Annotated in this window: 21 protein-coding genes and 3 pseudogenes; 9 read left to right on the forward strand and 15 right to left on the reverse strand. The window is 57.8% G+C overall.

Annotated features, from left to right (window positions below):
* Positions 1-312 precede the first annotated feature (312 nt).
* The gene (locus tag SJ05684_RS28370; RefSeq protein ID WP_015633453.1) at positions 313-2,181 is read right to left on the reverse strand and encodes an extracellular solute-binding protein; all 1,869 of its coding nucleotides are present in this window, start codon (positions 2,179-2,181) and stop codon (positions 313-315) included.
* Positions 2,182-2,463: 282 nt separating this feature from the next.
* Positions 2,464-2,876, reverse strand: a pseudogene (locus SJ05684_RS28375) (C4-dicarboxylate transporter DctA); the annotation flags it as partial.
* 297 nt (positions 2,877-3,173) lie between these two features.
* Between SJ05684_RS28375 and SJ05684_RS28380 the strand changes: the two are divergent.
* The 3 genes and pseudogenes from SJ05684_RS28380 (at position 3,174) to SJ05684_RS28395 (ending at position 6,180) form a co-directional block, all read left to right on the forward strand.
* A pseudogene (locus SJ05684_RS28380) lies at positions 3,174-4,437 on the forward strand (transposase).
* Positions 4,438-5,051: 614 nt separating this feature from the next.
* Positions 5,052-5,276, forward strand: coding sequence for a hypothetical protein (locus SJ05684_RS28390; RefSeq protein ID WP_014857667.1), 225 nt, complete (start codon positions 5,052-5,054; stop codon positions 5,274-5,276).
* A 70-nt stretch (positions 5,277-5,346) separates the two neighbouring features.
* Positions 5,347-6,180, forward strand: coding sequence for an IS5 family transposase (locus SJ05684_RS28395; RefSeq protein ID WP_014327878.1), 834 nt, complete (start codon positions 5,347-5,349; stop codon positions 6,178-6,180).
* An 817-nt stretch (positions 6,181-6,997) separates the two neighbouring features.
* Here SJ05684_RS28395 and SJ05684_RS31140 read toward each other — a convergent pair.
* The 13 genes and pseudogenes from SJ05684_RS31140 to SJ05684_RS28465 form a co-directional block, all read right to left on the reverse strand.
* Positions 6,998-7,210: an AbrB family transcriptional regulator gene (locus tag SJ05684_RS31140; protein ID WP_014857666.1), complete on the reverse strand. Its 213-nt coding sequence runs from the start codon at positions 7,208-7,210 to the stop codon at positions 6,998-7,000.
* Positions 7,207-7,947, reverse strand: a pseudogene (locus SJ05684_RS31145) (AbrB family transcriptional regulator). Before SJ05684_RS31145 ends, SJ05684_RS31140 begins: the two are co-directional and overlap by 4 nt.
* A 713-nt stretch (positions 7,948-8,660) precedes the next feature.
* Positions 8,661-8,891 carry a putative nitrogen fixation protein NifT gene (nifT, locus tag SJ05684_RS28415; RefSeq protein WP_014857660.1) on the reverse strand — a complete coding sequence of 77 codons (231 nt, stop codon included), beginning with the start codon at positions 8,889-8,891 and terminating at the stop codon, positions 8,661-8,663.
* Positions 8,888-9,211: a nitrogen fixation protein NifZ gene (locus SJ05684_RS28420; protein WP_014857659.1), complete on the reverse strand. Its 324-nt coding sequence runs from the start codon at positions 9,209-9,211 to the stop codon at positions 8,888-8,890. The genes nifT and SJ05684_RS28420 overlap by 4 nt, the downstream gene beginning before the upstream one ends.
* A gap of 81 nt (positions 9,212-9,292) precedes the next feature.
* Positions 9,293-9,487, reverse strand: coding sequence for a 4Fe-4S dicluster domain-containing protein (locus SJ05684_RS28425; RefSeq protein WP_034859518.1), 195 nt, complete (start codon positions 9,485-9,487; stop codon positions 9,293-9,295).
* A 33-nt stretch (positions 9,488-9,520) separates the two neighbouring features.
* Positions 9,521-11,002: a nitrogenase cofactor biosynthesis protein NifB gene (nifB, locus tag SJ05684_RS28430; RefSeq protein WP_034859513.1), complete on the reverse strand. Its 1,482-nt coding sequence runs from the start codon at positions 11,000-11,002 to the stop codon at positions 9,521-9,523.
* 224 nt (positions 11,003-11,226) lie between these two features.
* Positions 11,227-12,897, reverse strand: a complete 1,671-nt coding sequence (nifA, locus tag SJ05684_RS28435; RefSeq protein WP_153458923.1) for a nif-specific transcriptional activator NifA — start codon at positions 12,895-12,897, stop codon at positions 11,227-11,229.
* A gap of 166 nt (positions 12,898-13,063) precedes the next feature.
* Entirely contained in the window at positions 13,064-13,357 is a 294-nt protein-coding gene (locus SJ05684_RS28440) for a ferredoxin family protein (protein ID WP_014857655.1), read from the reverse strand.
* Positions 13,358-13,371: 14 nt separating this feature from the next.
* Entirely contained in the window at positions 13,372-14,679 is a 1,308-nt protein-coding gene (locus tag SJ05684_RS28445; RefSeq protein ID WP_014857654.1) for an NAD(P)-binding protein, read from the reverse strand.
* A 10-nt stretch (positions 14,680-14,689) separates the two neighbouring features.
* Positions 14,690-15,799, reverse strand: coding sequence for an electron transfer flavoprotein subunit alpha/FixB family protein (locus SJ05684_RS28450; protein ID WP_014857653.1), 1,110 nt, complete (start codon positions 15,797-15,799; stop codon positions 14,690-14,692).
* Between the two features lie 9 nt (positions 15,800-15,808).
* Entirely contained in the window at positions 15,809-16,666 is an 858-nt protein-coding gene (locus SJ05684_RS28455; protein WP_034859514.1) for an electron transfer flavoprotein subunit beta/FixA family protein, read from the reverse strand.
* 448 nt (positions 16,667-17,114) lie between these two features.
* Positions 17,115-17,435, reverse strand: coding sequence for an iron-sulfur cluster assembly accessory protein (locus tag SJ05684_RS28460; RefSeq protein WP_014857651.1), 321 nt, complete (start codon positions 17,433-17,435; stop codon positions 17,115-17,117).
* 673 nt (positions 17,436-18,108) lie between these two features.
* On the reverse strand, positions 18,109-18,675 hold the full coding sequence (locus tag SJ05684_RS28465) for a peroxiredoxin (protein ID WP_014857650.1): 567 nt from the start codon (positions 18,673-18,675) through the stop codon (positions 18,109-18,111).
* A 578-nt stretch (positions 18,676-19,253) separates the two neighbouring features.
* Between SJ05684_RS28465 and SJ05684_RS28470 the strand changes: the two genes are divergently transcribed.
* From SJ05684_RS28470 to SJ05684_RS28495, 6 genes are all read left to right on the forward strand, one after another.
* Entirely contained in the window at positions 19,254-19,973 is a 720-nt protein-coding gene (locus SJ05684_RS28470; RefSeq protein WP_014857649.1) for a nitrogen fixation protein NifQ, read from the forward strand.
* Positions 19,974-20,024: 51 nt separating this feature from the next.
* Positions 20,025-21,518: a dicarboxylate/amino acid:cation symporter gene (locus tag SJ05684_RS28475; protein WP_034859520.1), complete on the forward strand. Its 1,494-nt coding sequence runs from the start codon at positions 20,025-20,027 to the stop codon at positions 21,516-21,518.
* A gap of 20 nt (positions 21,519-21,538) precedes the next feature.
* Complete coding sequence (locus SJ05684_RS28480; protein ID WP_014857647.1) at positions 21,539-22,759, forward strand: cytochrome P450; 1,221 nt, start codon at positions 21,539-21,541, stop codon at positions 22,757-22,759.
* Positions 22,760-22,837: 78 nt separating this feature from the next.
* On the forward strand, positions 22,838-23,410 hold the full coding sequence (locus SJ05684_RS28485) for a nuclear transport factor 2 family protein (protein ID WP_034859521.1): 573 nt from the start codon (positions 22,838-22,840) through the stop codon (positions 23,408-23,410).
* A 62-nt stretch (positions 23,411-23,472) separates the two neighbouring features.
* A complete protein-coding gene (locus tag SJ05684_RS28490) occupies positions 23,473-25,119 on the forward strand; it encodes an SDR family oxidoreductase (protein WP_034859517.1) in 1,647 nt (548 codons plus the stop codon).
* A 137-nt stretch (positions 25,120-25,256) separates the two neighbouring features.
* Positions 25,257-26,312 carry an LLM class flavin-dependent oxidoreductase gene (locus tag SJ05684_RS28495; protein ID WP_014857644.1) on the forward strand — a complete coding sequence of 352 codons (1,056 nt, stop codon included), beginning with the start codon at positions 25,257-25,259 and terminating at the stop codon, positions 26,310-26,312.
* Positions 26,313-26,634: the final 322 nt, after the last annotated feature.

Genomic DNA, 26,634 nt, shown 5'->3' on the forward strand with positions numbered 1-26,634 from the left:
AGCGGCGATTGCTGGCACTTGCCTCACTCTACGATGGCGGCCCGCGTTCGGAGGCAGCGCCATTCGCCAGCGAGATGCTGCAGTGTTGGGCCGGGTGCTGCGATCCGACTCGGACCCCAACGAACGGTGCACCGCGCGACCGAGTGACACTGAATGACGTCAGCGCCCGGGGCTGGCAAAGGACGTCGAAAGCAGGCTATCCTAAAAATTCACTGGCGCGCAGATTGGTCCAGAAGTTGCGCATTTCGGATGAGAACACGGTTGGGCGTGAACTGGAGACGCCCGGCTTCGCCAGAGCTCCCACAAATGCAACTACAGCGAAGCGGGCAAATGACAGGCAGCGCTCTTCGACCACCACACCTCGGGGAAGCCCAGTCCGTATTTCGGCAACTCTTTCGGCCGGGCCAGCGCGTCCCAATAGGCGATTTGGGCGGCCAGCTTGTAATAGAGCGGAATGACGTAATTATGGGCGAGCAGGACGCGATCGAGTGCCTTCGTTGCGGCAACCAGCGTTTCGCGATCCTTTGCGAAGATCACGCGCTCAATCAATGCGTCGACGCCAGGGTCGGAGATGCCGGCATAATTCCTGGAGCCCTGGCGTGTGGCGGCTGCCGATCCCCAGTAGTCCGCCTGTTCGTTTCCGGGGCTCAAGGACTGACCCCAAACTTCCCAGGTCACATCGTAGTCGAAGGCACGCTTGCGATTGGTATATTGCGATGGGTCCACCGTGCGCACGCGCGCTTCGATACCGATCCGCTTCAGGTTCTGCGCATAGGGCAAGGCGACGCGCTCGAATGACGGGCTGCTCAACATGATCTCGAAGGAGAACGGCTTGCCCGTCTCAGTATTCACCATCCGGTTACCGTTGAGCTCGAACCCCGCCTTGTTCAGGAGCTCGATCGCCTTGCGCAGGTTTTCGCGCGCCTTTTGCGGCGTGCCGCCGACCGGGTTGCTATAAGGGGTGGTGAACACTTCGGGCGGCACGAGGTCCTTGACCTCGTTCAGGTTCTTCAGTTCCTTGCCTTCCGGCAGACCGGAGGAAGCGAGTTCTGTGGCGAAGAAGAAGCTGTTCACGCGCTGATACTGATTGTAGAAGATGGTCCGGTTCAGTTCTTCGAAGTCGAGCGCATAGTTCAATGCCTGGCGCACCCTCTCGTCGTCGAAGGGCTTGCGGCGCATGTTCGGCACCATCGCCTGCATCACGGCCGTTGCCCGGAAGGGGTTGGGAATTTCCTCGCGTTTAACGCGGCCATCCTTCACCGCCGGAAAATCGAAGGCCGTAGCCCAGCGCATCGCCTGGTTCTCCCGCCAATAATCGGTGTTGCCGGAGCGGAAGGCCTCGAACTCGACGTCGCGATCGCCAAAAAAGGAATAGGTGATCGAATCGAAATTGTTCTGCCCGACATTGACGTTGAGCGCGACGCCCCAGTAATCGGGCCGGCGCTCATAACGAATGGTCCCGCCGGGGGCGAACGAAGCGATCCGGTAGGGACCTGACCCCATCACCGGTTCAAGCGTCGTTCGCGAAATGTCGCGCGGCTTGCCGTCCGGTCCAGTGCCCTCCCACCAGTGCTTCGGCACAATCCGGATCTGCCCGAGGATATGAGGAAGTTCGTGATTGTTTTTGTCGTCGAAGTGAAAGGTGACGTCCCGATCCCCTGTCTTTTCCGCCTTCACGACATGCCGATAGTAGCTTTGATAGAGCGGGTTCAGTTCCTTCGCCTTGTCGAAGCTGAAGACGACGTCTTCCGGCGTCACCGGCTTGCCGTCGGCCCATTTCGCTTCCTGCCTCAGCCGGAACGTGGCCGAGGAGATGTCGTCGGGGAAGGAAACGCCTTCGGCCAGAAGCCCGTAGGCCGTCGAAATCTCGTCCTCTGACGGTTTCATGAGCGTGTCGAAGACGAAATCCAGGCCGACGGCCGTTTCGCCCTTCACCAGCAGGGGATTGAACGTGTCGAAGGTGCCTGTCTGTGAAAGCCTGAGATCTCCGCCCTTAGGTGCCTCGGGATTCACATAGTCGAACTTTTTGAAGCCGGGCGGATATTTGAGATCATCGACGAGCGACAGTCCGTAGTGCCAGACCGGCTGCTCATGAGCCTCCGCAGCCGGCACCAGTAGTAAGGACATGGCCATGAACGCGGTCGCAAACTTCAGTCTTCCAATGACGCCGATGTCCAGCATCTCGTCCTTTCTCCTTGTTTTTATCCATTCGCCGCCACGGTGTTTGTGGGGCGGCTCCAAGTCGTTGCAGGATCGGCATGCCAGTGGCCGATCGTCCCTAGATATGGGCAATTCACACTCCTCAAAAATTGATTTTCTAAATTCTGTTCATAGCGTCTATGGATATGCGGAGCTTTTTGCCTGGTAGGGTCGCGGCCTGTGTCGCTGTACCCGCTGTCACTTTTTCTGGCGGCGGCGATGACGTGGATGTCGACCAGTGTCGCAAAGTCTTCCTTCGTCGCTGACAAGCGTCGACGGGATAACCAGCATCAGGAAACCGGTCATCAACTGTTCTTGCGCCTTTTCCACACAGCCGGCGACCGCCTCGGCATTGAGCGAGGCCGGATCGATAAGCACTGCCCGCACCCGACTGCATCACGTTGATGACCGCGAGGTGGACGGCAAGTACCAAAGTCGAGGTCAGGTATCAAACTCGCCTTGCCGGCGATGGGACCAACCTTGGCGAGACCGGTTATGCCTGCGATTTCCGTCGCGACCTTCAGGAAGATCACCGGTGCAATGATCATTCCAAGCTTTCCGATGTCCGGATAGAAATATCCAAACAGGATGCCCGCGATCGCTGCCAGAACCTGGGCATAGAGATGGCGATATAAGGGTGGCTTGGCGCGGGTCTCCGCGGAATGCTCAATGGTCATCAGGAGATCCTCCATATGGCGCGCGCCCGGTCGCCTGCCAGGCCGATTTTCCGAAAGCCGACAGCGGCGACTGTCATGTGAAGCTGATGAGCAATGGCCGTGCCAGTTGCCATTAAACCGTCGGCCGTGAAGAACTCGGAAGCCGCTGATTTGACGTAAGAATCGAGGGATCTGCAGATCTTCTAATTGCCGGAAACAGCCGCCGAACGGGCTGTTCCTTGCAAAATCAGTTTGAGGTTTGCCTGGTTGGCGAAGCGTGATTCACTGGGTTTATCGCGGTGAATCGGAGAACCAGGAATGGGTAAACCACGCGAACGGCGCCAAACGGGTGAACAGGATTTATTCCGATCCCGGCTCGACCAGATCATCAATATGAAGCACGAACTGGTGCGTCTGGCGCAGGCTATTGACTGGCCTGTGTTGGAAGGCCGCTTTGGGACGGTCTATTCGGACGGAGCGGGCATGCCGCCATTGCCGACGCGGCTGATGGCGGGCTGGCCATTCTGAAGCACACGTTCAACCTGTCGGACGAGGCGCTGTGCGAGCGCTGGGTGGAGAACCCCTACTTTCAGTACCTGTGCGGCGAGGAGTTCTTTCGGCACGAACTATCGTTCGACCGCTCCTCGATGACGCGCTGGCGGCAGCGCATGGGCGAGGAACGGATCGGCGGGCTCTTGCAGGAGAGCTTGGCCGTGGCAGTCAAGACAGGCGCGATGAAGCCGCAGGATACGCGGCAGGTGATCGTGGACACGACCGTTCAACCGAAGAACGTCATGTTCCCGACGGATGCCAAGCTTATTCACACCAGCGCTACGCTCATGCGAAGCAATTCAAACGGGCCGGCAAGGCGCTGCGCAAGTTGAAGACCTATCTCGGCCGGACCGTTCGCGACATCGAGCGTCAGATCGCCGGCGACGAACAACTCGACGCGATCTTCAAATGGTCGCTTTATCAGGCAAAAACGGTCATCGCGCAGCGGCAACGTCAGCGTGGCCGCAAGATCTACAGCCTGCATGCCGACGAAGTCGAGTGCATTGGTAAAGGCAAGGCGCACAAGCCCTATGAGTTCGGAGTGAAGGTGTCCGTGGCCACAACACTGAACCGTTCAAAGGGCGGGCAGTTCGCCCTGCACGCGACGGCGCTGCCCGGCAATCCCTACGACGGCCATACGCTCGCGACCGTCATTCCGGATATGGAAAAGATGCTTGGCAACGAGCTCTCCCGCATTCTGGCCGATGCTGGATACCGCGGCCATAATGCTCCCGAAAGGCACAAGCTGAGGGTCTTCACCAGTGGCCAGAAGCGCCGCCTCACGCCCCCCATCAAACGCCAGATGCGACGACGATCGGCGGTCGAACCCGTCATTGGACACCTCAAGAGCGAACACAGAATGGACCGGAATTATCTCGCTGGCGAACAGGGGGATGCCGTCAATGCCGTTCTGGCCGCCGCCGGATACAACTTCTCCCTCCTGCTGCGATGGTTCAGGCAGCTTTTGTGTCTGCTCGCCGCACTACTCCTCACGTTCCAGAGCCGACCAATGCCGCAGCAACCTGCCTGAAAGCGAGTTCTTCACGATCGACTAAACCGCAGATCCTGACGCCCGAAGTGCTTACTGTTCTCGACCCGGCCAGCCCCGCCATCCCGGTAACCGGCCACGGCGACATACTGATGGTAGTGCAGGCGATTAGGACGACGCCTCTGACATTATCGCCAAGCTCTTCGCCGCCGACGTGATCCACGAATTTGAGTGCGCGAACACCATCGGTCTGGCACGACGGGACTGCCACCTCACCGCCTTCTGTCCATAATTCTCACCTTTGTCTCAAGGCAAACCTTGGCCGGCAAGAAATGTTATTTGCCTCCAACAAATGACCGCCGAGACATCTTAATCGGCCTCCAGCCAAAGTCCGCAGCCGCTGCATCGATTGTCGATAAAGACCCGGGTGGAGGATAGCGAGATGACTGATTTTTGGCGCCACCGACAGAACTGGCACAAATCTTGAAACTGCTCATTGCGAGGCGGCGGAGCTGCTCATTGCGGCAACAATCCTATGCCTCGACTGCGCCACGTATGAAGATTTCACAATACTATTCAATTGAGTTCTTGCGACAAATGGGCGTTGACGATGTGCAAGATGGTCGCCAGAGCCGCTGTAACGAGAGGAAAGCGAAATGTCCAGGACCGCAGAAAAGCCCTTCGAAACTGTCGAAAACTCGATCGTCGGTCAATCCACGGCAATCAAAAGGGGCGAGCAGTTGACGCATGCTATTGAGTCACAGGAACTGGCCGGATCCGTCTTCAAGTCAACAATGATGGTGGGATTTGAACTGTCGCTGAACACTTTCGCTGCAGTCCAAGCCAACACCTTCGCTAATTTGCACCATCTTAGAGCCTGACCGAAAAAGAGTTGAGTGAAATCAGCCAGTTGTGATTCTGTTTGTTTGCTTAGGACGAACGGAGACCACAATGGGCTGGACTGATTTCACCCGTCGGCAATATGCCCGACGCGCAAGGCGGTATGCAAGCGATCTGACGGACCGGGAATGGGGATTGATCTCGCCTTGCCTGCCTGGACCGCGGCGGTTGGGCAGGCCGCGCAGCACCGATCTTCGCGAGGTCGTGAATGCGTTGCTTTACATCGCCACGACGGGGTGCCAGTGGCGGATGATGCCCAAGGATTTTCCGCCTTTTACAACTGTCCAGTCCTATTTCTACGAATGGCGAGCGACAGGGTTATGGGGTCGGATCAACCATCATCTTGTGATGGAGGCGCGCGAATTGGAAGGCCGGGAAGCCTCGCCATCTGCTGGCGTGATTGACAGTCAAAGCGTGAAAACCACGGAAAGCGGCGGAATTTCGGGCTATGACGCGGGCAAGAAGATCAAGGGACGGAAGCGTCATATCGTCGTCGACACGCTCGGGTTGATGGTCGGCCTCAGGGTTCACAGCGCCGATATCCAAGATCGCGACGGCGCACCTGCCGTCCTCAAAACCATTCTCAAGCGCTGGCCGTGGCTGAGACATATCTTCGCCGACGGTGGTTATGCCGGACCGAAGCTGAAGGGCGCACTCCAAAAGATCGCTGCCTTCACTCTCCAGATCGTCAAGCGGACCGACAAGGCCAAGGGCTTCGAAGTTCTGCCGCGGCGCTGGGTCGTGGAGCGCACCTTCGCATGGCTTGGCAGATGCCGACGATTGGCTAAGGATTGGGAGAAGTCCATCGCATCAGCCGAGGCTTGGATCACTATCGCCCACATCCGGGTCCTGACACGACGCTTGGCAAGGTACGGATATTGTTGAGACCTTTTCGAGTCAGGCTCTTAAAAGATCGCGGTATGAGTACTGCCGTCTTGAAAGTTGGTGCATGACCGTTCACAAGTCCATCAGGATGGCCCCGCCTGACGTGTGCGGCCCATATGCCCGCAACGACCCGCTCTCAGGTGGATCCCAAACCTTAGTACGACTGGAGTTTTGGCGGTGGCCTGGAACCTTTAAACGGCAGCGTCGGCCCCGTGCACCTACTTAGGAAGGTAGGATCTCATAGGCAGCGTTAGAATAGACTGTGCGAACCAGGAGCAGCGCCGATGCACTTCGACGGACGCGCGATCTTTTGCTCCAAGCTCCGTAAAGATTCACGGTAATGTGCTGAGAGTTCTGCAAATTCTCTGAGAGGGGCGGTGGCAGGCCGGTGATGTTCCCGTCACCTGATGCCCCCACGAGGAACTCAACCGACCAAGACTGAAGATCGGACTGCCGTCGCCGCCGTCCAAGACATTCTGCTTCGCGCCGCATGTCCAGCGCCATGCCCACCTCAATTTCCTGAACTTGACGCACAGAACCACATCCACCGGAAATCATAACGCCCGTTGAGGTGGCTCGCCCCAAAACTGGCAAATCCGCAGCCTGATACATGTCCAGCCCAAAGGGCGCACTCCAAGGAGGTTAAAAGTTCGGCCTTACTAACAGTTAGACATAAGGATGGTCATCAGGCTCCGAGCAGGTCGCGCGTCAGGATTGGGGAAGAGAACACGGGCGAAGGTTTCGCCCACCATCTGCATGACCCGCCGATTTCAGCACCACGCGAACCTATGTAGCCTTGCAGGGAATTCCGACCTCTTTAGCGCTTCACCCACCGAAACACGGCCGCTGCTCCTGCTGCTACCAGAAAGAGCCGGACAATTTGATGGAGGACAACATAGGGCATCTCGACGCCAAGCGACAAAGAAATGAGGCTTATCTCGGCGACATTTCCCGGCGAGTAGGCGAGCATGAGAGCGGTGAACCGGTCTCCTGTCAGGAAGGAGAGAACGCTCGCGAAGACCAGCGTCACGGACAAAACAGGATTGTAGAGCCGAAGGACAAGCCGATGACTTCCACGATCTTTCGAGGCGGCGGCATTGCGAGACGGCAGCCGATGGTTGCCCCGATGACGACTTGCGCCACGGCGCGTGCCGCAGTCGGCAACTCGAATTGCGTCAATCCCAATGCATGATGGCACTTGCAGACATGGGCCCGAGCAAATAGCGCGCTGGCAGGCGCAGCAATCTTCCGGCAACCACTCCGAGCAAAACGGCTGCGGAGAACCACACAACGTCCTTGACGCAGAAGCTCGCGAGCGGAACGAAAGCGACGCGGGTGCCATGCGGCGCGCCTCCGGCAACGCTCGGTATCAGGAACGGCAAGGAAAGTGCCACCAAGATGATCCGAGTGGTCTGGACGAGCGCGATCTTCTTCTCGTCGCCGCCGCGTTCCAGGCCGAGTGTCACCATGTCGACAACGCCTCCCGGCATTGCCGAGAAAAAGGCCGTGGGATGGTCAAATCCCGCCACACGCCAAAAATAGATGTAGCCCAATGCGCTCGCGGCCACGATGAACACCGCTAGGCCACCAACCGGCATGCTCGAACACTGCAGGCGAGAACGACGTTCCGAGCATTGCGCCAATAGCGGCGGTCATTGGCAGTCGAGCGAAGGGAGGGATAGCCACAGGCAGCCCGAACAGCGCACCCACGCCGGTGGCGATGATTGCGCCGGCGAGCCAGGCGAGCGGCATATCGAAATGCCACATAACCCAGCCGCCAAACGCTGCCAGCGCGAGAGTCAGGGAAAATGTCGCAACTGAACTGACGCACCCGGATTACGCATCATAGACCATAGGACGCCACAGCCTCGGAATGTGTGACGTTTGTGCGCGATCGAAATAGACACGCATCAATTGAATTGCCGAGCGGATTGCGGTGCGGCGCCCTTGCCGGATCGAGGCCGCGTCGTCGGGATAAGCACGCAGTGGACGTCGCCGATTTGTGCGATCGCTTGGCGTCGAGAACCATCACGCGATCTCCGCAGGCCGATTGGGACGCCGACGCCCAAGACGGTAACGCCCTTAAGCGCGCTGGTCGAAACCTCGCACGTGACAAGCGGTTCGGCGCGTGCGGTCCTTAGACTTCAGCTCCCAAGGGCGGCGCAGGATAGCTGCCTTTCCGGTCGTCATTGTGAACTCCTTCATCAGTGGGCTTGGGTCGCCACGCAGGCGCCCGCTGGACCGATTGCGCCGCCGGGACCTTGAGTACCCTTCGGCCAACAGGCGCACTGCGTCGTTAAGCTTAAGCAAGGGCAAGGGCAAGGGACGGATGCTCGAGGGCGCGTTGGCAAGAAGGCATCAAGCAGATCGGAGGCAATAGCGCTGTCGGAGGCATTCGAAACCGCAGGTCCAGCCACGCCAGTTCAAACCACTTTCGGCAAGGCTGCTCCGAACGAGCAGACCGGAAGTCTGTGTTGTATTCATGATGTTTTTCTTTGCGCTGCATCATCCACCATCTTCTTTGCCTCGACGGTGACGGGTAACTGAGTGTCCTTCGGAAGATCAGGCAATAAGAGCCGCCAGCCGTTCCTGAGCACCACAATGCCGCCCCATAGGCCTTCATTCTCAACCTGGACGATCGGCTCTTCCAGATCCTTCTTGGGAACATACGCTGATAAACCATTGCCAGTTCTGCGGATTGTTACTTTCATCGGGCTTTTCCTTCGCTCCGATCAGTGCATTCAGCAGTTGCCAGGGTTGAGACCTCGTCGAGGCTCATCAGTTCACGCGCACGCATTCCGACGACGATGCCGCGATCAATCCAATCGACGGCATAGATGTAAAACTGCTGGAGAAAGGTCCCCACATCGCGTATAAAACCCGCGTCGCCTTTCCTGACGAGGCGTTCTCCGATTTCCTTGCCCGGGTAGGTGCCGTCATTCTTGATGTGGCGTGTGGCACAGACTTTCTCACCCGGCATGAAACGTGGAGGATTATGGATTTCGACCTCCTCTTCGCGTCCAAGACCCATCGCCATTCCTTTCATTGTCGGGGCTACGCAGGGAAAACCAGGGCCTGCCGCGCGCGGAGGCCTGGCCACTGCATTCGGCGCTTAAGCCGGCACGCAGGTCTTCGGCACCGGACATACCGAGGCGCATTGCTGTAGCTCGAAAGCTCCCTTGCATTCGGTGCATTTGTCAGGATCAATCACGTACTTCTCGCCCTTGTACTCGATGGCGCTGGAAGGGCATTCGAACTCGCAGGCGCCGCACTGGGTGCATTGGGATGCGATGATTTTGTAGGCCATCATTGAACTCCTGGTTCGGTCGGGTGAGCCGCCTCAAGCGGTTAGCTGCGATCGGTCGGAACCATGCTTAGTGGCGTAAAGAGCGCTGATCGCGGCTTCGATATAATCATAGCCAAAGGCGTCCGTTGCCTGTATTCCAGCTTCCAAGAGCTGCTTTTTGGGGCAATCTCCGATCCTGGCGCAAAGCACGAAATCGATGCCTTCGAGTGCGGCGATAATGTCGCCGAGCGTGGCGTCCTCGCCCCAGCCCCCATGGCAATACGGCTCGACCTTACGGTGCCCCACGAACTTGATCCCTGTTTGCGAGGCTTCGTAAACCTGGAACTCCTTCGCATGGCCGAAATGTTCGTTGATGCGTCCTCCGCCCTTGGTCGCAACAGCCACTTGAAGCGAACCAGGGATGTTCACTGATGCGACCGTTGCGATCGCCTCCTTCTTAGCCGCTGAATGGTCATCGCGTATGCGTGCAACTACCTCCCGGTAGGCGTGTCGCTTGCCACCGTCGTAATCAAGTTCGAGCGGAATCTGGTCGAGCGTGAACTCCTGGCCACGATCAGCGCCGAGAAGGCCGACTGCATCGGCACGGCACTGTCGACAGTGACGCATCAGCTTGGCACCGCCTTCGAGACGATCCTGAAACGCCTTCAGTTCGAGCGCATTTGGGCCGCGCTGTCCGGCCAGGCCAAACCAGGTGCCGTGGGCCGGTTCGGAAATCAGCGGCATGACGTTGTGCAGAAACGCGCCGCGCTCCTTGACCCATTTGTTGACTTCGATGAGGTGCTGGTCATTGACGCCGGGGATCATCACCGAATTGATCTTCGTGAGGATGCCGCGTTCGCTCAACATCTCAAGTCCCAACATCTGCTGCTCATGCAGGATTTTGGCAGCGGCGATGCCAGTGTAGCGGCGATGGCCATAAAAAATCCACGGGTAGATCTTCTCGCCGACTGCGGGATCGACCATGTTGATGGTGATTGTCACGTGACTGATGTTCATTTCCGCCAACTCGTCGACATGCTCCGGCAGGGCAAGTCCATTGGTGGAAATGCATAGCTTGATGTCGGGGATCTCGCTTGCGACGCGTTCGAAAGTCGCCCTTGTCTTTTTCCAGTCGTAACAAGCGTCGCCCGGACCCGCGATGCCGAGAACGGAAAGCTGCGGGACTTCGTTGGCAACCGCAATCACCTTGCGCAGCGCCTGGTCCGGTGTCAGCTTTTCCGACACGACACCAGGCCGACTTTCGTTGGCGCAATCATATTTACGATTGCAGTAATTGCATTGGATATTGCAGGCTGGCGCGACTGCGACGTGCATACGGGCGAAATAGTGGTGCGCTTCCTCTGAAAAGCAAGGGTGATCCTTGACCTTCTCCCAGGTGGCCGAATCCATGTCGGTTGGCCGTGAGGACGAACCGCAGGACGAGGATGCACAGTCACCGGATTTTGCGGCTGTCAGCAACTGCCCAGAGGATGTCGTGTTGGTCAGGCTTTCAAGCCACGTTATTGGTGCACTCATCGAACGGCTCCACTGGTGACAAAGGGTCGTTGTCGGACCTGCAAGCGCTGTGCCAACACAATAAGATGGGAATTTCAAAGGATTGGCGTTCCGTGTTCGATTTAGGCCAATGCTCCGAAGCGGGTTTTGTCGAAGTCGCGACAGGAAGCTGCCAAATTGGACAATAGACCTGCGCGCCTGAGGAAGACGGGTGGCCACGCCCATGATAAGTGGGCTCACCGAATTTAGATCTTCTTCACCTGTATACCATGCCGGCGTAAAGCATAGCCGACTTGCCGCGGTGTGAGGCCGAGGATCCGAGCTGCCTTCGCCTGAACCCAGCCGGCCTTCTCCATCGCGCTGATGAGAAGCTCGCGGTCCGTTAGATTTGGTGCCACCGTTAAGTCGCCAGGACTATTGGGGTAACCGAGACCGACCGGCGATTCGACTGGCAAACGTCTGCTCATAGTCAATCCGTTGAGCGAATGGGTGCCAAGCGGTCTATCAGCGGTTTTCCCGAGCATTGAAGAAAAGCACTGGGCATTCTGGCAGGAGAAATCCGATGGAACAATCGTCCCCGAACGCGCGAGAGTGGCGGTCCGGCGGACGCAGTTTTCAAGCTCTCGGACGTTGCCGGGAAATTTGCATCTCGACAGGATCTCGAGTGCCGCAGGCGTGAATTCGAGATTGCGATTGTTTTCCCTGTTGAACCGGTCGAGGAAAACCTTCGCAAGGCGTGGAATATCTCCATTTCGCTCCCTGAGAGGCGGCAAAAAGAGAGGCACTACATTGATGCGATAATAAAGGTCAGCCCGGAACTCCCCCTCGGCCACCGCCGTCTCCAGGTCCTTGTTGGTGGCGCATATGAGTCGGACGTCCACTTTGAGCGTTTTTGTGCCGCCAACTCGCTCAAGCTCTCCTTCCTGCAAGACGCGCAACAGTTTCGCTTGAAAGGCCGGCGAGATCTCGCCAATCTCGTCGAGCAGGAGCGTCCCGCCATCCGCCAGTTCGAAACGGCCTGCGCGCTGAGAGATGGCCCCCGTAAAGGCGCCCTTTTCATGCCCAAACAGTTCCGATTCCAGGACGCCTGCAGACAGTGCCGCGCAATTCAACTTCACGAACGGCTTTTTTCTGCGAGGTGAAAGCTCGTGGATTGCCTTTGCGAAGAATTCCTTGCCTGTGCCGCTTTCGCCCCTGAGGAGCACCGCAGAGTTGGTTTGTGCAACGACTTTGACGCTTTCAACCACTTGCCTGAGTGCGGGGCTTTCCCCGACAATCCAGTCGATTCTCGTAGGCCGTTGTCGGGTTGGTTCAGGCAGTTCCTTGTCGCCTGCACTAATCTTGCGATCGCCCTCCTCGCCGATCGGCCGACTATCGCGGCTCTCGTGGCCATCCAGCCGAACCGCTCGGGCCGCAAGGTTGGCGACCATCGACAGGAAACGCACCTCTTCCTCAAATTGTGTTCTGGTGGCTGCGCCATCCTTGGCGCGGTCGATCCATAATGTTCCAAGCGTTTCTTGATCGGCCTTCATCGGGACACCAATGAAGGTGACTAGGCCAGTGCCGCTCACGATACTCTGAAGCTCATCCTGGAACAGTTCCGACCTGCAAGTGTCCGGTACGACCAGCGGCGCACCTTTTGCGACGATTCTATCTATTGCAGCCTTCGCAGCAATGTGGCGCGCGCCTGATGATGGAGGCTCAACCCCGAACGTCGCAGTTGTCTCGGGCTCTCCTTCAGCGCCCACAACGACGATTGCGCCGCGCCGCATTGGCAAAAGTGCGGGGAGGGTGTTAATCACATTGGCAAGCTTGATCTCGAGGCTGGCTGAAGTGATCAAAACCTTCGATATCCGATAGAGACCGCTGCACCCCAAGTCCCGTTTGTGCATGGTTTTAGGGGATAATTCAGTCATACACTCATCGAGCCAATTCTTACGAGGAAACACCCTGAGCGTCGTACGAACGGCTCTTGGCTCCCTACGAGAAAATGCCGCCTTGCTGACATTATCAAGTGCTTGCGATTGCACCTGTGAGCGCCCGTCAACGTAACCATCTTGTTAGACAAAAGTGAGATGCAAGTCATCCGAATTTAAAGAGCACACCGAATCCACCTCGCGGATAGCTCCAATCAATGTCACCGCTCTCTTCGCACAGCACTCTACATGTCCCGCATTCCATGCATCCATCCGCAGTAACCTCTACTTGGCCGTCTTCATTCACCTCGTAGCATTTCGCGGGGCAAACAACGGTCAGCGCAAGCAGGTTTGGGCTCGGAGACTGATGCTGCCGCACCTTGATGTGCGGCCGCCCCGCGTCCACCAGGTAACGGTTTTGGTAAAGCTTGTCTTCAATGCGAACGACTGAAGCTGTCATCTCAATGCTCCCCTTTAGCGCCATGCCAGTGCCAAGCGGACTGCGTCGCTGACCAGTCCCCATCGCGAACGCGCTTTAATAAGAGCGGCTGTGGTCGCTCTTTCCTTCTCGATCTTGGGTGTGCCGTCGACGCGCACGAAGTTTTGCGCCGCTTGCGACATCAACTGCGGATAAGTCGTGAAGAAATTGCGTGAATTCGTGTGGAGCAGGGCGGGCATGTCCTTGTACTTTCTGAGGTCTTTCAGAACGAAAGACTTGTCCAGCATGGCCTTGTAAAGTGAGAGATTGTCACTCGTCATCGGGTGTTTTCGGCTCTTGATTGCGGCGATCGCCTCGCCGGCGATGCGGCCCGACGTCATGGCGAGGTTCGAGCCCTCGCGGTGCACGGCGTTGTTGAGCTGCGCCGCGTCGCCAACCACGACCCAGCCATCGCCAAAGAGCTGCGGAATTGCCTTGAATCCGCCCTCCGGAATGAGGTGCGCCGCATATTCCTTAATCTCCGAGCCCGCAAGTAGCGGCCGGATTGATGGGTGGTTCTTGAATGCGTCAAGTAGCGCGTAAGGACTTTCCAGGGTCGCTGCGAAATGGGAGACAAGGCAGCCGATGCCAAGCGAGATCGATTCCTTGTTGGTGTAGAGGAATCCCAAGCCGGCCATTCCGCGCGAGATTGTCCCTGCCGCCTCAATAACACAGCCTTGATCGCCGGTAAGGCCGAAGCGTTCATTGATGACCTCTTCCGGTAGGAAATGCATTTCCTTGACAGCGAGTGCCACGGCTTCGGGTTTCGGCACCTTGCGAAATCGTGCTCTCGTGCCGAGGAGGCCGTTTACGCCTTCGGCGAGCACGACCACGTCCGCATGGATGACGCTACCCGCTCGATCGGTATGGACGCCTATCACCTTGCCGGCAGCATCGAGAGCCAGTTCCGTCACCGTCGTCTCGCACAAAACTATCGCGCCCGCCGCTCGGACTTTCCGCGAAAACCACTTGTCGAACTGGGCACGAATGATCGTGTAACGGTTTGGCGCCGGCTCATTGAAGTCGTCCGACCGGTAGTGCATTCCGGTGTGTGACGTATCGTCCGTTACCCAGAATCGCTGCTCGACCAGATGCCGCTCAAGAGGTGCATCATCCCGGAAATCGGGAATGATTGTCTCCAGCATGTTGGCGTACAAGATAGCGCCTTGGACGTTCTTGGAGCCCGGATATTCTCCGCGCTCCAACTGCAACACTTTTAGACCGCGACTTGCCATGGTGTATGCAGCCGCGTTTCCAGACATACCGGCACCGACGACGATGGCGTCGAATCTTTCCTCGGTCATAGGTTTTACCTCAGTTCACAAGTCTCAGACGATTGGCCGGCGCCAACCGTCTGGTGAAAGCTTCCGTCAACGCCGGCAGAAAGCTGACAGCATCGGTGACAACACCGACATGGGCGAAATCGAAGATGGGCGCGTGTGGATCGGTGTTGATAGCGACAATCAGGTCAGCTCCCTCGACACCGACGCGGTGCTGGACCGCGCCTGATATTCCAGCCGCTATATAGAGCTTCGGGCGGATCGTTTTTCCAGTTTGGCCGATCTGCCGATCAGCTGGCATCCAGCCCTTTTGGACGAGCGGCCTGGAACAGCCGTAGTCACCGCCGATCGTCAGCGCGAGGTCTTTGATAAGCAGCAGGTTCTCTGCATTGCTGAGGCCCAGCCCGCCGGCAACCACCACATCCGCATAGGCGAGATTGGCGTTGCCCGATCGGTCGTCGGAAAGGAAACCGACGACCTTCGTGACGATATCTTCCTCCAACATCCGCCAATCGTGCCTGATTACCCGCCCGATCGGCTTGTTTGACCGCTGTGGCATGCGCATGACCCTTGGCCGCACAGTTGCCATTTGGGGCCGGCAATTGAGCGTATAAATCGTGCAAAGCAACGAGCCACCGAACGTGGGCCGGGTAGCTGCAAGCGAACCGTCCTCGTCGACATCAAGTCCGGTGCAGTCGGCTGTAAGCCCCGTCAGCAGTGTGGTCGCGACGGAACCGGCGAGGTCGCGACCCAGCGTCGTCGCACCGAGAAGCAGAATCTCTGGCTTATGGGTAATGACCAGATCTGTCAGTGCATTGGCGAAAGGCTCGTTTCTATAATCCGTGAGCAGCGGCTCCTCGACGAGATACACCAGATCCGCACCATAGGCGAAGGCCTCAGCAGCGGCGTGCAAGGTAGAATCCCCCGGAGGCCCGAGAATAATACCTGCGAGCTGAACCCCCAGTTGGTCGGCAAGTCTGCGGCCTTCGCCGAGAAGTTCGAACGAGACCGGGTGGACATGGCCGCGTTCCAGCTCCATGAAAACCCAGACGTGCCGGTAGTCTCTGAATTGCTCAGGCAGGTCCTTTTTCATGCTGGCACGGGCTTGGGCCGGTGGTGGTGCTTTACTTTTTCGAGTTCCCATAATCTGCTCCTATCTGCTCACGCTACGAGTGGAGGAGAGCTCGTGCTCCAGTGCCGGCTGATGGGCGAAGATTGAAGTGACCAGCTCGTTAGCTACGTCCTGCACTGCCTTCTCGACGGTGTCGATCTGCACCGCTTTTTGCTCGCGCGGGGTAGGGGCAAAGACCCGCTTGACGACCGTCGGCGAACCGCGCAGCCCGCATTTTGTGATGTCTTCAATGCCAGCCTCCACCGCATTCCACTTGACGATTTCGCTGCGTGCGGCCCGCAAGGCATCATCAAGTGAGCCGCGGCGAATGGCATTCGATCCTTCCAGCATGGTGATCAGGCAAGGCAATTCGCTCTTCAGGACGTGCGTGCCGCCTTCCGAGCGACGCTCGACCGTAATCGCGCGCGTGCGGAGATCAATGGAAGTGACCTTTGCGACATAGGTCAACTGCACGAGGTCGAGGCGCTTGGCTATTCCGGGGCCGACCTGGGCGGTATCGCCGTCGATCGTCTGCTTACCTGTGAAGACGATATCAGGCGATCCAAAGCTATTGCCAATCTTCGCGATTGCCTGAGAAAGAGCAAATGAAGTCGCCAGCGTGTCGGAGCCGGCAAAGTGCCGGTCGGTCAGAAGTATCGCGCGGTCTGCGCCATAAGTGAGCGCCTTGCGTAAAGATTCCTCGGCCATGGGCGGGCCCATGGTGAGCACCGTGACCTCGCCGCCATGGTGGTCACGCACTTGGAGTGCCTGTTCGAGGGCAAACAGGTCGTAAGGGTTGATGATAGTCGGCACGCCTTGGCGCATGATCGTGTTCGTCACCGGATGGACGCGTATCTGCGCCGAATCCGGGACTTGCTTGATACAGACTACGATGTGCATGAGGTCTCTCTGGCTCCGATCGCATGTAAGATGACGTCTTTCGCCTCCCTTCCAAGCACCAACCATGCCAACCAACTGTGGTTCAAGAAGCCCATGAAATCTAAGGAGCTTTTTCGGCACACAGGACGGCGGCCTGCGTGATAGCGTTGTCGGCTTCATGACATCGAATCGTCGCAACCGCTCCGTACGTGTCGTTTCCCGATGATTTTAGGCCGAGTCCCAATGACAAATGTGCGGTTAGGCGCACTGCTTTGGTCCGCTTGCGCTCCTCTAGCATCCTAAAGATCCGACGTGATAACGGCGAAGTGGTTGCAAACTCCCGCTTTATGTAAAGTGCCCCGAAGCTCTTCGGCCCCTGGAACTTGTGCGCGGAAAGCGACAGCATGAAGTGTGTTGCTGATCCCTCTCGTGGATGACCTAGCATTCTCGTTCCCCTCTGTTGATGCGATCAGCCGAAAGACTTCCCGCAGGCGCAGTTCTCTCGCGCGTTGGGGTTCTCAAAGATGAATCCGGGGGAATCGACACCCGTGGTGAAGTCCACAGTCATGCCGCTGACATGAGGTTGAGAAGCTGAGTCTACGTACACCTTGACCCCACCCGCCTCAATGACAGCGTCGCCGTCGCGCGACTCGCGGTCCAAGCCCAGGTGGTATTTAAAACCCGAGCAGCCGCCCGCTTCCACTTTGATGCGTAGCCCATCCGCCGGCTCGCAAGTCTGTGAAAGCGCGAACTTTATTGCGGCAATCGCACTGTCGGTGAGCGTTATCATGGGTTCGTTTCTCCTGGTTTCGAGTCGCTTGCGAACGATGCACCTAGTGTGCCAACCAGAAACCATCACGAAAACAACACGTTGTTCAAACACAGCCATGTCGTTTGTACGACACAGTCGTAGTTACGACATTTGGGTGTTAAACCGAGTTCGTGTGAGGCTCTCCGCGACGCGCCGAGCATCGACGTTTATCCTCGGCAGGGGCTGCTGAGACTCCGGCGCGGAGATTGGATACCCGGTCGATTGAAGGAAACTAAACCCTCAGCGGGAATGTGCCGTACCGTCCCGTGCCGCAGCATGAACTGCTCCGGCGCAATTCCTTCATGTCGGTGTACATAGGCCAAATGCTCCTCTTGCGAACGCGAGTTCGATCACGACATCAATTGTGATGACAGACTTGCTCATGGGAACTCGCCTTTAACTTCGGTTCCGTGCCCGAAAAGCGGCATAGCAGGAAGCAGTATCTCGGTGAAATCGATTATCTCGATGGCACGCATTAGCTCAATGGATCGAGGGATCGTCCGCGAGCAGACCGGCAAGTCACCTTGAGCGGCGATTTTCCTGCTGCGCGGGGTTCATGAAATTGCGCTGAGGGCTGCTCAGTGGGTAGCTGCGGCGCTCACTGTCAGCACCGGCTCCGCAACATCAGACTGGATAGCTCACATGGCAAAAATCAAAATTTAATCGGGACACGACCGAGACGTGCGGTATCGAAAGTCCTCAGCGTTTCAAGAATGTTCTGCGGAGAAGATGCCGAATAAGGATCGGACTCGCAGTTGTCCGAGAAACCTTCTTCTTCGAACCATTGCTCCACCACGCTATCATTGACCACGGCAGCGTAGCGCCACGAGCGCATTCCGAAGCCGAGATTGTCCTTTGCAACCAGCATGCCCATCTTGCGAGTGAATTCGCCCGAACCATCCGGGATAAGCCTGACCTTCTCTAAGCCCAACGCCTTGCCCCATGCGTTCATGACGAAGGCGTCATTAACTGACAGGCAGTAGACCGCTTCGATTCCTACCTTCCGGAATTCGTCGTAAAGTCTCTCAAAGTCAGGCAATTGCTGAGTTGAGCAGGTCGGGGTGAACGCACCGGGAAGCGAAAACAGAACGACGCGCTTGCCACTGAAGTAATCCTCGGTTGTTCTGACTTCCCATCGGTATGGGTTTGGCCCTCCTATTGTCTCGTCGCGAACACGCGTGCGAAAGGCAACGAAAGGGATTCTTTTTTTCACAGGCATTGAGCATCGCTCCTTCGAAAAAAGAACTGAGCATTCGCCGCCTCTGGACCCTCTGGCGAAGCACCGTTACTTGAATAATCAGCTCGTCGGCCAACGAACAGACAGCAAGCGGCGTGCCACTTTAGATCCAAGCTCAAACAGCACTGCTTCGGTACGGGCATGGCAATCTTGTGCGCGGACTGGCTATTGGCGTAAACTGGACGCGCACACACCTTCTCGTGGCTCAACCCGTCTGCGACAAGCTGCGGCGGCCGCGCGTATCAACGTGCCGCCTGCAAAGTTCATTTTAACAGGAACTTGCCGAATCGACCGTTCCGCGTTTCCGGTTAAGAAACTCGACCCGTGCTCTTGTCAGAGGGCCGACATCATGTCGCCTTTGTCGCCCTTCCGACACGGCCGCATTTCCCCCTGCTTCCTACAGACCTCCGTTCAGCCTTTGAATGGAACGCACGAACTTAACCCTTCGGCTCAGTAGACTGGATTGGCACGAATTTTGAAACGCCCCCGGGGGGCACAATTGCCGTGCAGGCATCTCTGGGGCGCCCTCGTGTGGAACGAAAGCAGGGAAGGATGGGAACATGTCAAATCTAGCTGAGGTCCGCGCTTTGTCGAAAGGGAGAGTAACACTCGGAATCAGAATGACCGATCGGCCCGGTTGGCGACAGTTATCCGAATTGCTGGACCTCGAACCATGGCCGCCTACGGACCTCGAAATGGATTTCGACCAGTACGTGCTTGCATGTGTCCTTTCGCGTGCACTCGAGGAAATCGATGCCGGCGAGGCAACGGCAACAGAGGCAACTGGTCTTTCGCAAGTAGAGCTGCGGGACATCCTGAACCGCAGTTTTCCCGCCCCAACTATTCATGTTTTTCGCTTGGAAGAGGTAAGAGATTCGGAGCCCGGCCCCGAGGAGGAACTTCTGCGCGGTCTGCTGCTCGCGCATGCTCGAGCGGGCGATTCGGCGAGCGTGCTTTTCGCCAAAATCATAGCCCGGCGTGCCTTGCGCCACGACCATCTCTGGAGGGAGCTTGGTCTTTTTGATCGAGTCGAACTCAGCCGATTGCTCGCCAGCCATTTCCCAACGCTTGCAGCCGGCAATACCCAAAACATGCGGTGGAAGAAGTACTTTTATCGCAAGCTGTGTGAGGCCGAGGGCTATTCGCTGTGCACGGCGCCTTCTTGCCCGCAATGCAAGGAATTGGAGAGCTGCTTTGGCCCTGAGGAAGGCGAAAGTGCTTCACCGGTCGGGAAAGTTGGCGGAGAGGCTGAGCTTAAGCGCCGCCTAGGCCGGCTATAGACGGCTGGGAGGCCTTTTCGTGATCTCTGCATGCGCGGATTACGAGTGCGCATGCACCAAGTGGAGGAAATCATCTTGATCGTAGAAAACGTGGCGGTGGTCCGCGGCAAGACACCCCCTTATAGACATCTATACGTCCAGGTCCTCGCGGCGATCGCCGTGGGCATCCTGCTCGGGTATTTCTATCCGGATGTCGGCTCCAAGATGAAGCCGCTCGGCGACGCCTTCATCATGCTCGTCAAGATGATCATCGCGCCGGTGATTTTTCTGACGGTCGCGACCGGCATTGCCGGCATGACCGATCTCGCCAAGGTCGGCCGCGTCGCCGGCAAGGCGATGATCTACTTCCTGACCTTTTCCACCCTCGCGCTCATTCTCGGCCTCATCGTCGCGAATATCGTCCAGCCGGGTGCGGGCATGCATATCGATCCGGCCTCGCTCGATATGAAGGTGATCACGAGCTATGCCGAGAAGGCGCATGAGCAGTCGGTCACCAGCTTTCTCATGAACATCATCCCGACGACGCTGGTCGGTGCTTTCGCCGAGGGCAACATCCTCCAGGTACTGTTCACCTCGGTCCTCTTCGGCATTTCGCTCGCGATGGTCGGCAAGAAGGCCGAGGCCGTCGTCGATTTCCTGCACGCGCTGACGTTGCCGATCTTCCGGCTGGTGGCGATCCTGATGAAGGCCGCCCCGATCGGCGCCTTCGGTGCTATGGCGTTCACCATCGGCAAGTACGGCGTGGCATCCATTGCCAATCTCGCGATGCTGATCGGCACCTTCTATCTCACCTCGTTCCTGTTCGTCTTCATGGTGCTCGGCGCGGTCGCACGCTACAACGGCTTCTCGATCGTGGCGCTCATCCGCTACATCAAGGAAGAACTGCTGCTCGTGCTCGGGACGTCCTCCTCGGAAGCAGCGCTGCCGGGGCTGATGAGCAAGATGGAGAAGGCAGGCTGCAAGCGCTCGGTTGTCGGCCTAGTCATTCCGACCGGCTACTCATTCAACCTCGACGGCACCAACATCTACATGACGCTCGCGGCGCTCTTCATCGCCCAGGCGACCGATACGCCGCTCTCCTACGGCGATCAGATCCTGCTGCTCCTCATCGCCATGCTGAGTTCGAAGGGGGCAGCTGGCATTACCGGCGCTGGCTTCATCACGCTTGCCGCAACCCTCTCCGCGGTTCCCTCCGTGCCGGTCGCCGGCATGGCGCTGATCCTCGGCATCGACCGCTTCATGTCCGAGTGCCGGGCGCTCACCAACATAATCGGCAATGCGGTCGCAACGATTGTGGTGGCGAAGTGGGAAGGCGAGCTTGCCCCGGCGCAGCTTGCAACCACCCTTGCAGGCAAGGCGCCGGTCGAGACCATGTCGGGTTTGTCAAGTCAGCGGAGTGACACTGTTGAACTCGGACAAAAAGTGCTGTTTGTTGCAACCAACTCCGCAGATCGTGCTCTTGCCGGTCGCCCAGGGGGGCGCGATTCCCGTCGAATTGCTCCCGATCATTCCGCTCAGGTCTTCGGCGGTCCGCTAAGCTTATGAGTGACTTAAGGAGAAAGCGAGTGAAGACCAACCCCATTCCAGATCATGTTCCGCCCGCACTGGTGCGGGACTTCAGTCTTTTCACGTCGCCTGGCATGGCGCCGACGCCTAACGGGGATCCGCACGCCGCCGTGGCTTGCGTTCATGATAATGGCCCGCCGATCTTTTACTCTCCTTCCAACACGCGCGATGGACGAGGTACCTGGGTCATAACACGGGCGAGAGACCAGCGCCGGGTCCTTGAGGATACAGAGACCTTTTCCAGCCATCGCAGCATCTTCGCCTCGGCACTTGGCGAAAACTGGCCGGTCATCCCCCTCGAATTGGACCCCCCGGCCCATGGAGTGTTTCGTGCACTGCTAAACCCTCTGTTCTCATCCAGGCGGGTGTTGGCGCTGGAGCCGACTATCCATGCCAGAGCAGGCGCGCTGATCGACTGCATTGCGAAAGAGAAGACCAGCTGTGACGTGATGAAGGATTTCGCCTTGCCCTTTACGGTCAGCGTTTTCCTCAGCTTTCTGGGACTTTCCCAGAGGCGATCCGAAGTACTTGTCGGCTGGGTAAGCGATTTGCTCCACGGCAATGCAGAAAAGCGAACGGCAGCAGCCCGCTCGGTCGTGGCCTTTATTGACGAAATGGCAGCGATGCGCCGCAAGTCGCCAGCCGTCGATTTCATGACCTTCGCCCTGCAGGCGAAAATCGAGGGCCGCTCTTTAACAGAAGAGGAAGTCCGCGGCATCGGTGTGCTTTTCTTGGTCGCGGGGCTCGACACGGTTGCCGCCGCCATTGGCTTTGACATGGCCTATCTTGCACGCAATCCAAAGCACCAGGAGTTGTTGCGAAACGAACCGGATCGGCTCGGGCTCGCCGCTGAGGAACTGCTGCGCGCCTATTCAACCGTTCAGATAATCCGCGTGGCCACGAAGGACACCGAGTTCGAAGGCGTGCCTATCCGTGAGGGTGATTATGTTTCCTGTCCCGCGATGATTGCTAATCGAGATCCGTCTGAATTTAAGTGCCCCAACACTATCGATCTGGCACGACAGGATAATCAGCACACCGCCTTTGGCTATGGACCACACCTTTGCCACGGAGCGCATCTCGCACGGCGAGAAATCGTCATTGGCCTACGTGAATGGTTAGCGCGCATCCCAGCTTTCCGCATCAAGGAAGGTACGGCGCCGATAACTCATGGCGGCCATGTATTCGGGATCAGTAATATCATCCTAACTTGGGCCTGATTGGACGGGCGAGGCGGTAGCAATGAAGCGCCGATCGCTCCCAAGTCTTCATCGCTTACCGCATCTCACCGCACCATGATGAATGAAGAAAGCATAACCAATCTATTCGACCGAGAAGCAATCCGCGACTGTCTCCATCGCTACTGTCGAGGAATCGACCGGGCAGACGAGGCTGCACTGCGCAGCTGTTATTGGCCCGATGCACGCGACAATCACGGAAGCTACTCCGGCTCTGCCGCAGGGTTTATTCAGCATGCACTCAACGTCTTCAAAACTAAGCCGCGCAACATCCACCAGCTTGCGAACATAATCATTGAGTTCCTGGGCGCGACAGAGGCCGCCGTCGAGAGTTATTTCACCGCGCTGCAGCGCGGTCCCGACGCAACAGGCGAGATAAAGCAGGTGCTCTTGTGCGGACGCTACTGTGATCTGTTTCAGAAAAGGGAAGGGGAGTGGCGCATCGTCGAACGGACGGTAGTCTATGATTGGGTTGAGAAACAGAGACCACCGAAGTCCTCGGAAGCAGAGCGGTTCGGTCCTCGCCAACCGATTGGGGCACCGCATCCGAATGATCCCGTTTACGAACTTTCGAAGCGGCGAGTTGCTGCGAAAAATCATCCAAAGGACCTGATCGGCAGTGGAGAAGAATAACCATGATACGACTGCGCTACCCTCCGATTCCTCGAGGCCGAGCCCGTGGAGCACAGAGACGCATGGACGATCGCCAGGTTCAGCCAGGGCGGGTCATCGTCGTCACAGGTGCCGCAGGGGGTATCGGCCGCGCGCTCGTCGATATTTTTGCCGCGAATGGAGATGTCGTTGTCGCGGTGGACCTCCCGGACAGCGGCGTAATCGAACTTGGCCAAAATCTCGGAGAGCCCCATCTTGGCCTCGAGGTTGACGTGTCGCGAGAGGACGATGTCGTCGCATTGCGTGCCCTTCTGGAAAAACGATTCTCGCGGATTGAAGTGCTCGTCAATAATGCGGGGATTGGGCCGACCATGGCTGCGACCGCCGATACTGCTCTCGAAGATTTTCAAGGCGCTCTAGCGATAAACCTTGTCGGGGCTTATTCGATGGCGTGCGAAGCCGCGAAGCTGATGAAACCTGGCGCCGCCATCGTCAATGTCGCTTCGCTGGCTGGGCTGCTCGGCAATCCGAAGCGCAGTGCCTACGCCGCTTCGAAAGCTGGTCTGATCTCAATCACGAAATCGCTGGCGTGCCGATGGGCATCGCGCGGCATCCGTGTGACAGCGGTAGCGCCCGGTCACGTGCGCACGCCTATGGTTGCCGAATTGGAACGCGCTGGCAAGCTCGACGTCAGCGCGATAAGGCGCCGCGTACCGTTGGGCCGAATAGCGCGCCCCGACGAAATCGCGCGGGCCGTGCGCTTTTTGGCGAGCGCACAGGCGAGCTACATAACCGGGTCGACGCTTGTGGTCGATGGGGGCTGGATGTCAGTCAACCAACCGGGTGGTGCCCATCAGGCTCAGGATAGGACGCCCGGAGCAGAATTCATGCGGCCGGTCGAGGACACCGATGCGCGAACAGTGATCGTCATGGGCGGCGCTACAGGCGTAGGCGCGGCCATCGCTCGGCGCTTTGCCGAAAACGGCGACACGGTTGTGATCGCCGACGGAGACGGTGAAGAAGCGGTAAAGCTCGCCGGCTTGCTCGGCGACAAGCACCTGTCAAGGCGCGTGGACAGGACCGTCGAAACCGAGGTAGTCTCGCTCTTCGAAGAATTGCGGGAGCGCTTCGGCCACCTCGACGTCTTCGTCAACGGCATGAATGAGATACTCGTCCCCAATATCGAGGAGTCGCCGGAAGTCCTCAAACGCATACTGGATGTCAATCTTACTGGCGCCTTCACCTGCGTTCGCGAGGCCGCCATATCGATGCGCTCTGGCAGCGTAATCCTGAATCTCGGGTCAAGTTTAAGCCTTTCACCGCTCGCGCCAAGTCACGCCTATGGAGCATACAATGCTGGCATAGACATGCTGACCCGCTGCATGGCGGCCGAACTCGGGCCATTGGGCATCCGCACAGCCACAGTCGCTCCAGGTTACATCCGCACATGTGCCGCCAACCGGCTGGCAGCGGTCGCCGGCATGGATTCGGCTTCGCTCCGACAGCGAATTCCTTTGGGCAGGGTCGGGGACGCAGAAGAAGTCGCCGAGGCTGCCTACTTTCTGGCCTCGTTTGATGCCTCCTACATCAACGGCTCGATCCTGCACGTGGACGGAGGCTTGATCTCGTCCAGAGAAGCGGGGTGGGGCAGCGAAGTCGATGGAGCAATTTCGACGGAGATGAGGCCGCAGCGCCGGCCGGCGGCGCGATGGCGGTTGCTCTCTCCCTGAATTGCATTTGCACGCTTTTAGCGCTTGGCGCTCTGAATGCGTTAGGGGGCCATGAGCAGGGCCATAGGGAAACCTTCTCGTCAATCGAGGCGCGACCCACGACTGCGCGATTCCAGATCCGAAAACAAGGAGACACCATGGAGTTCGCAACGTTCATTCTCGCTGCCCAGCGCGGCTATCATCAGTCTTCCGCTAGCGTCGTCCGCAACTCGATAGAGCAGGCAATTTTTTCGGAGCAGGCTGGCTTCAGCACAGCCTGGTTCGCCGAGCACCACTTCAACAACTACAGTCTCGTCCCGTCGCCATTACTGATGGTAGCCCACTGTGCCGGATTGACGAGCACCATTCGGCTCGGAACCGCAGTCTGCGTGCTGCCGCTCTACCAACCACAGCGCCTGCTGGCGGAAATCGGCTTTGTCGACGTCGTTGCCAACGGTCGACTCGAACTCGGCGTTGGCTCGGGATACCAGCAGTTCGAGTTCGACCGCTTCGGCGTCAATATAGATGAGGCGCCGGCCATCTTTTCGGAATGCCTGGACATTTTGCTGAAGGGACTAAAGCAAAGAATCTTCACCCACAGCGGTCGCTACATGCAGATACCCCCGACGGCGATTTCGGTGCGCACCCTCCAAAAGCCGACGCCACCGATCTGGATTGCTAGCGCATCCTCCAAAACTATGGCCCGAGCCTATCGTGAGGGTCACAATCTTTTCGTCACGGCTCTCCATGACGGCTTGGAAACTCTGGGCTTGCTGCGTGGCATCATTAAGACCGCCGCTGCATCCGAGGGCAAGGAGGTTCGCGACTCCAAGGTATCGCTACTGCGGTGCTGCTATGCCAGTGATGATGGAGCGGAAATCAACAGCTATATCGATAACGCCCGCTTCCAGCGCCGGCTGTCCGAGGCACTGCGACAGCGTCGGCAACAAAGTAAGGACGGCTATATGTTGGAGGAGATGCCGACGCATCAGGATCTATCGTTCGACACTATGCGCAAGAACCTGCCCATTGGCAGTATCAATCGCGTGATTGATCGCCTTCTGGAGGAGATCGATGTCTTGAAGCCGGACCAGATTGCAATTCAGACCCAGCTGGGAGATTTTGACCAAAACACGATGTTGCGCCAGATCGAGCTTTGGGGAGACAAGATAATCCCGGCAGTCCAGAAATCTCTCGGGCAGTCGCAGGCTTGAGTTTATACCGTCCTGACCTTCGGGTCAGCTCACTTCCTCAGGCGCCGTCAGAATGCCCGGCAAGTTTCAAAAGCCATCGTAAATGTCGGCACAGATTACAGCTGAACTCCTCGTGAAAGTGGCTCATGGGCGTCATGGGTCGCATACCATTCGCACGACAGACAAGCAGGCTACCGGCGGCAGTACGCATTTGAGCTCCGATAGTTCAGTCCGCGATTTTAATCGGACGAGGGCCGGAAATAGCCATCTTAAGCAAACTTGATCGGACGGCGGACACTTAGGGCTGGCAAAGCCTCCGAGAAGATGCTCCCCAAACCCGCGG

It is taken from the genome of Sinorhizobium sojae CCBAU 05684 (assembly GCF_002288525.1).
Taxonomy (GTDB): Bacteria; Pseudomonadota; Alphaproteobacteria; order Rhizobiales; family Rhizobiaceae; genus Sinorhizobium; species Sinorhizobium sojae.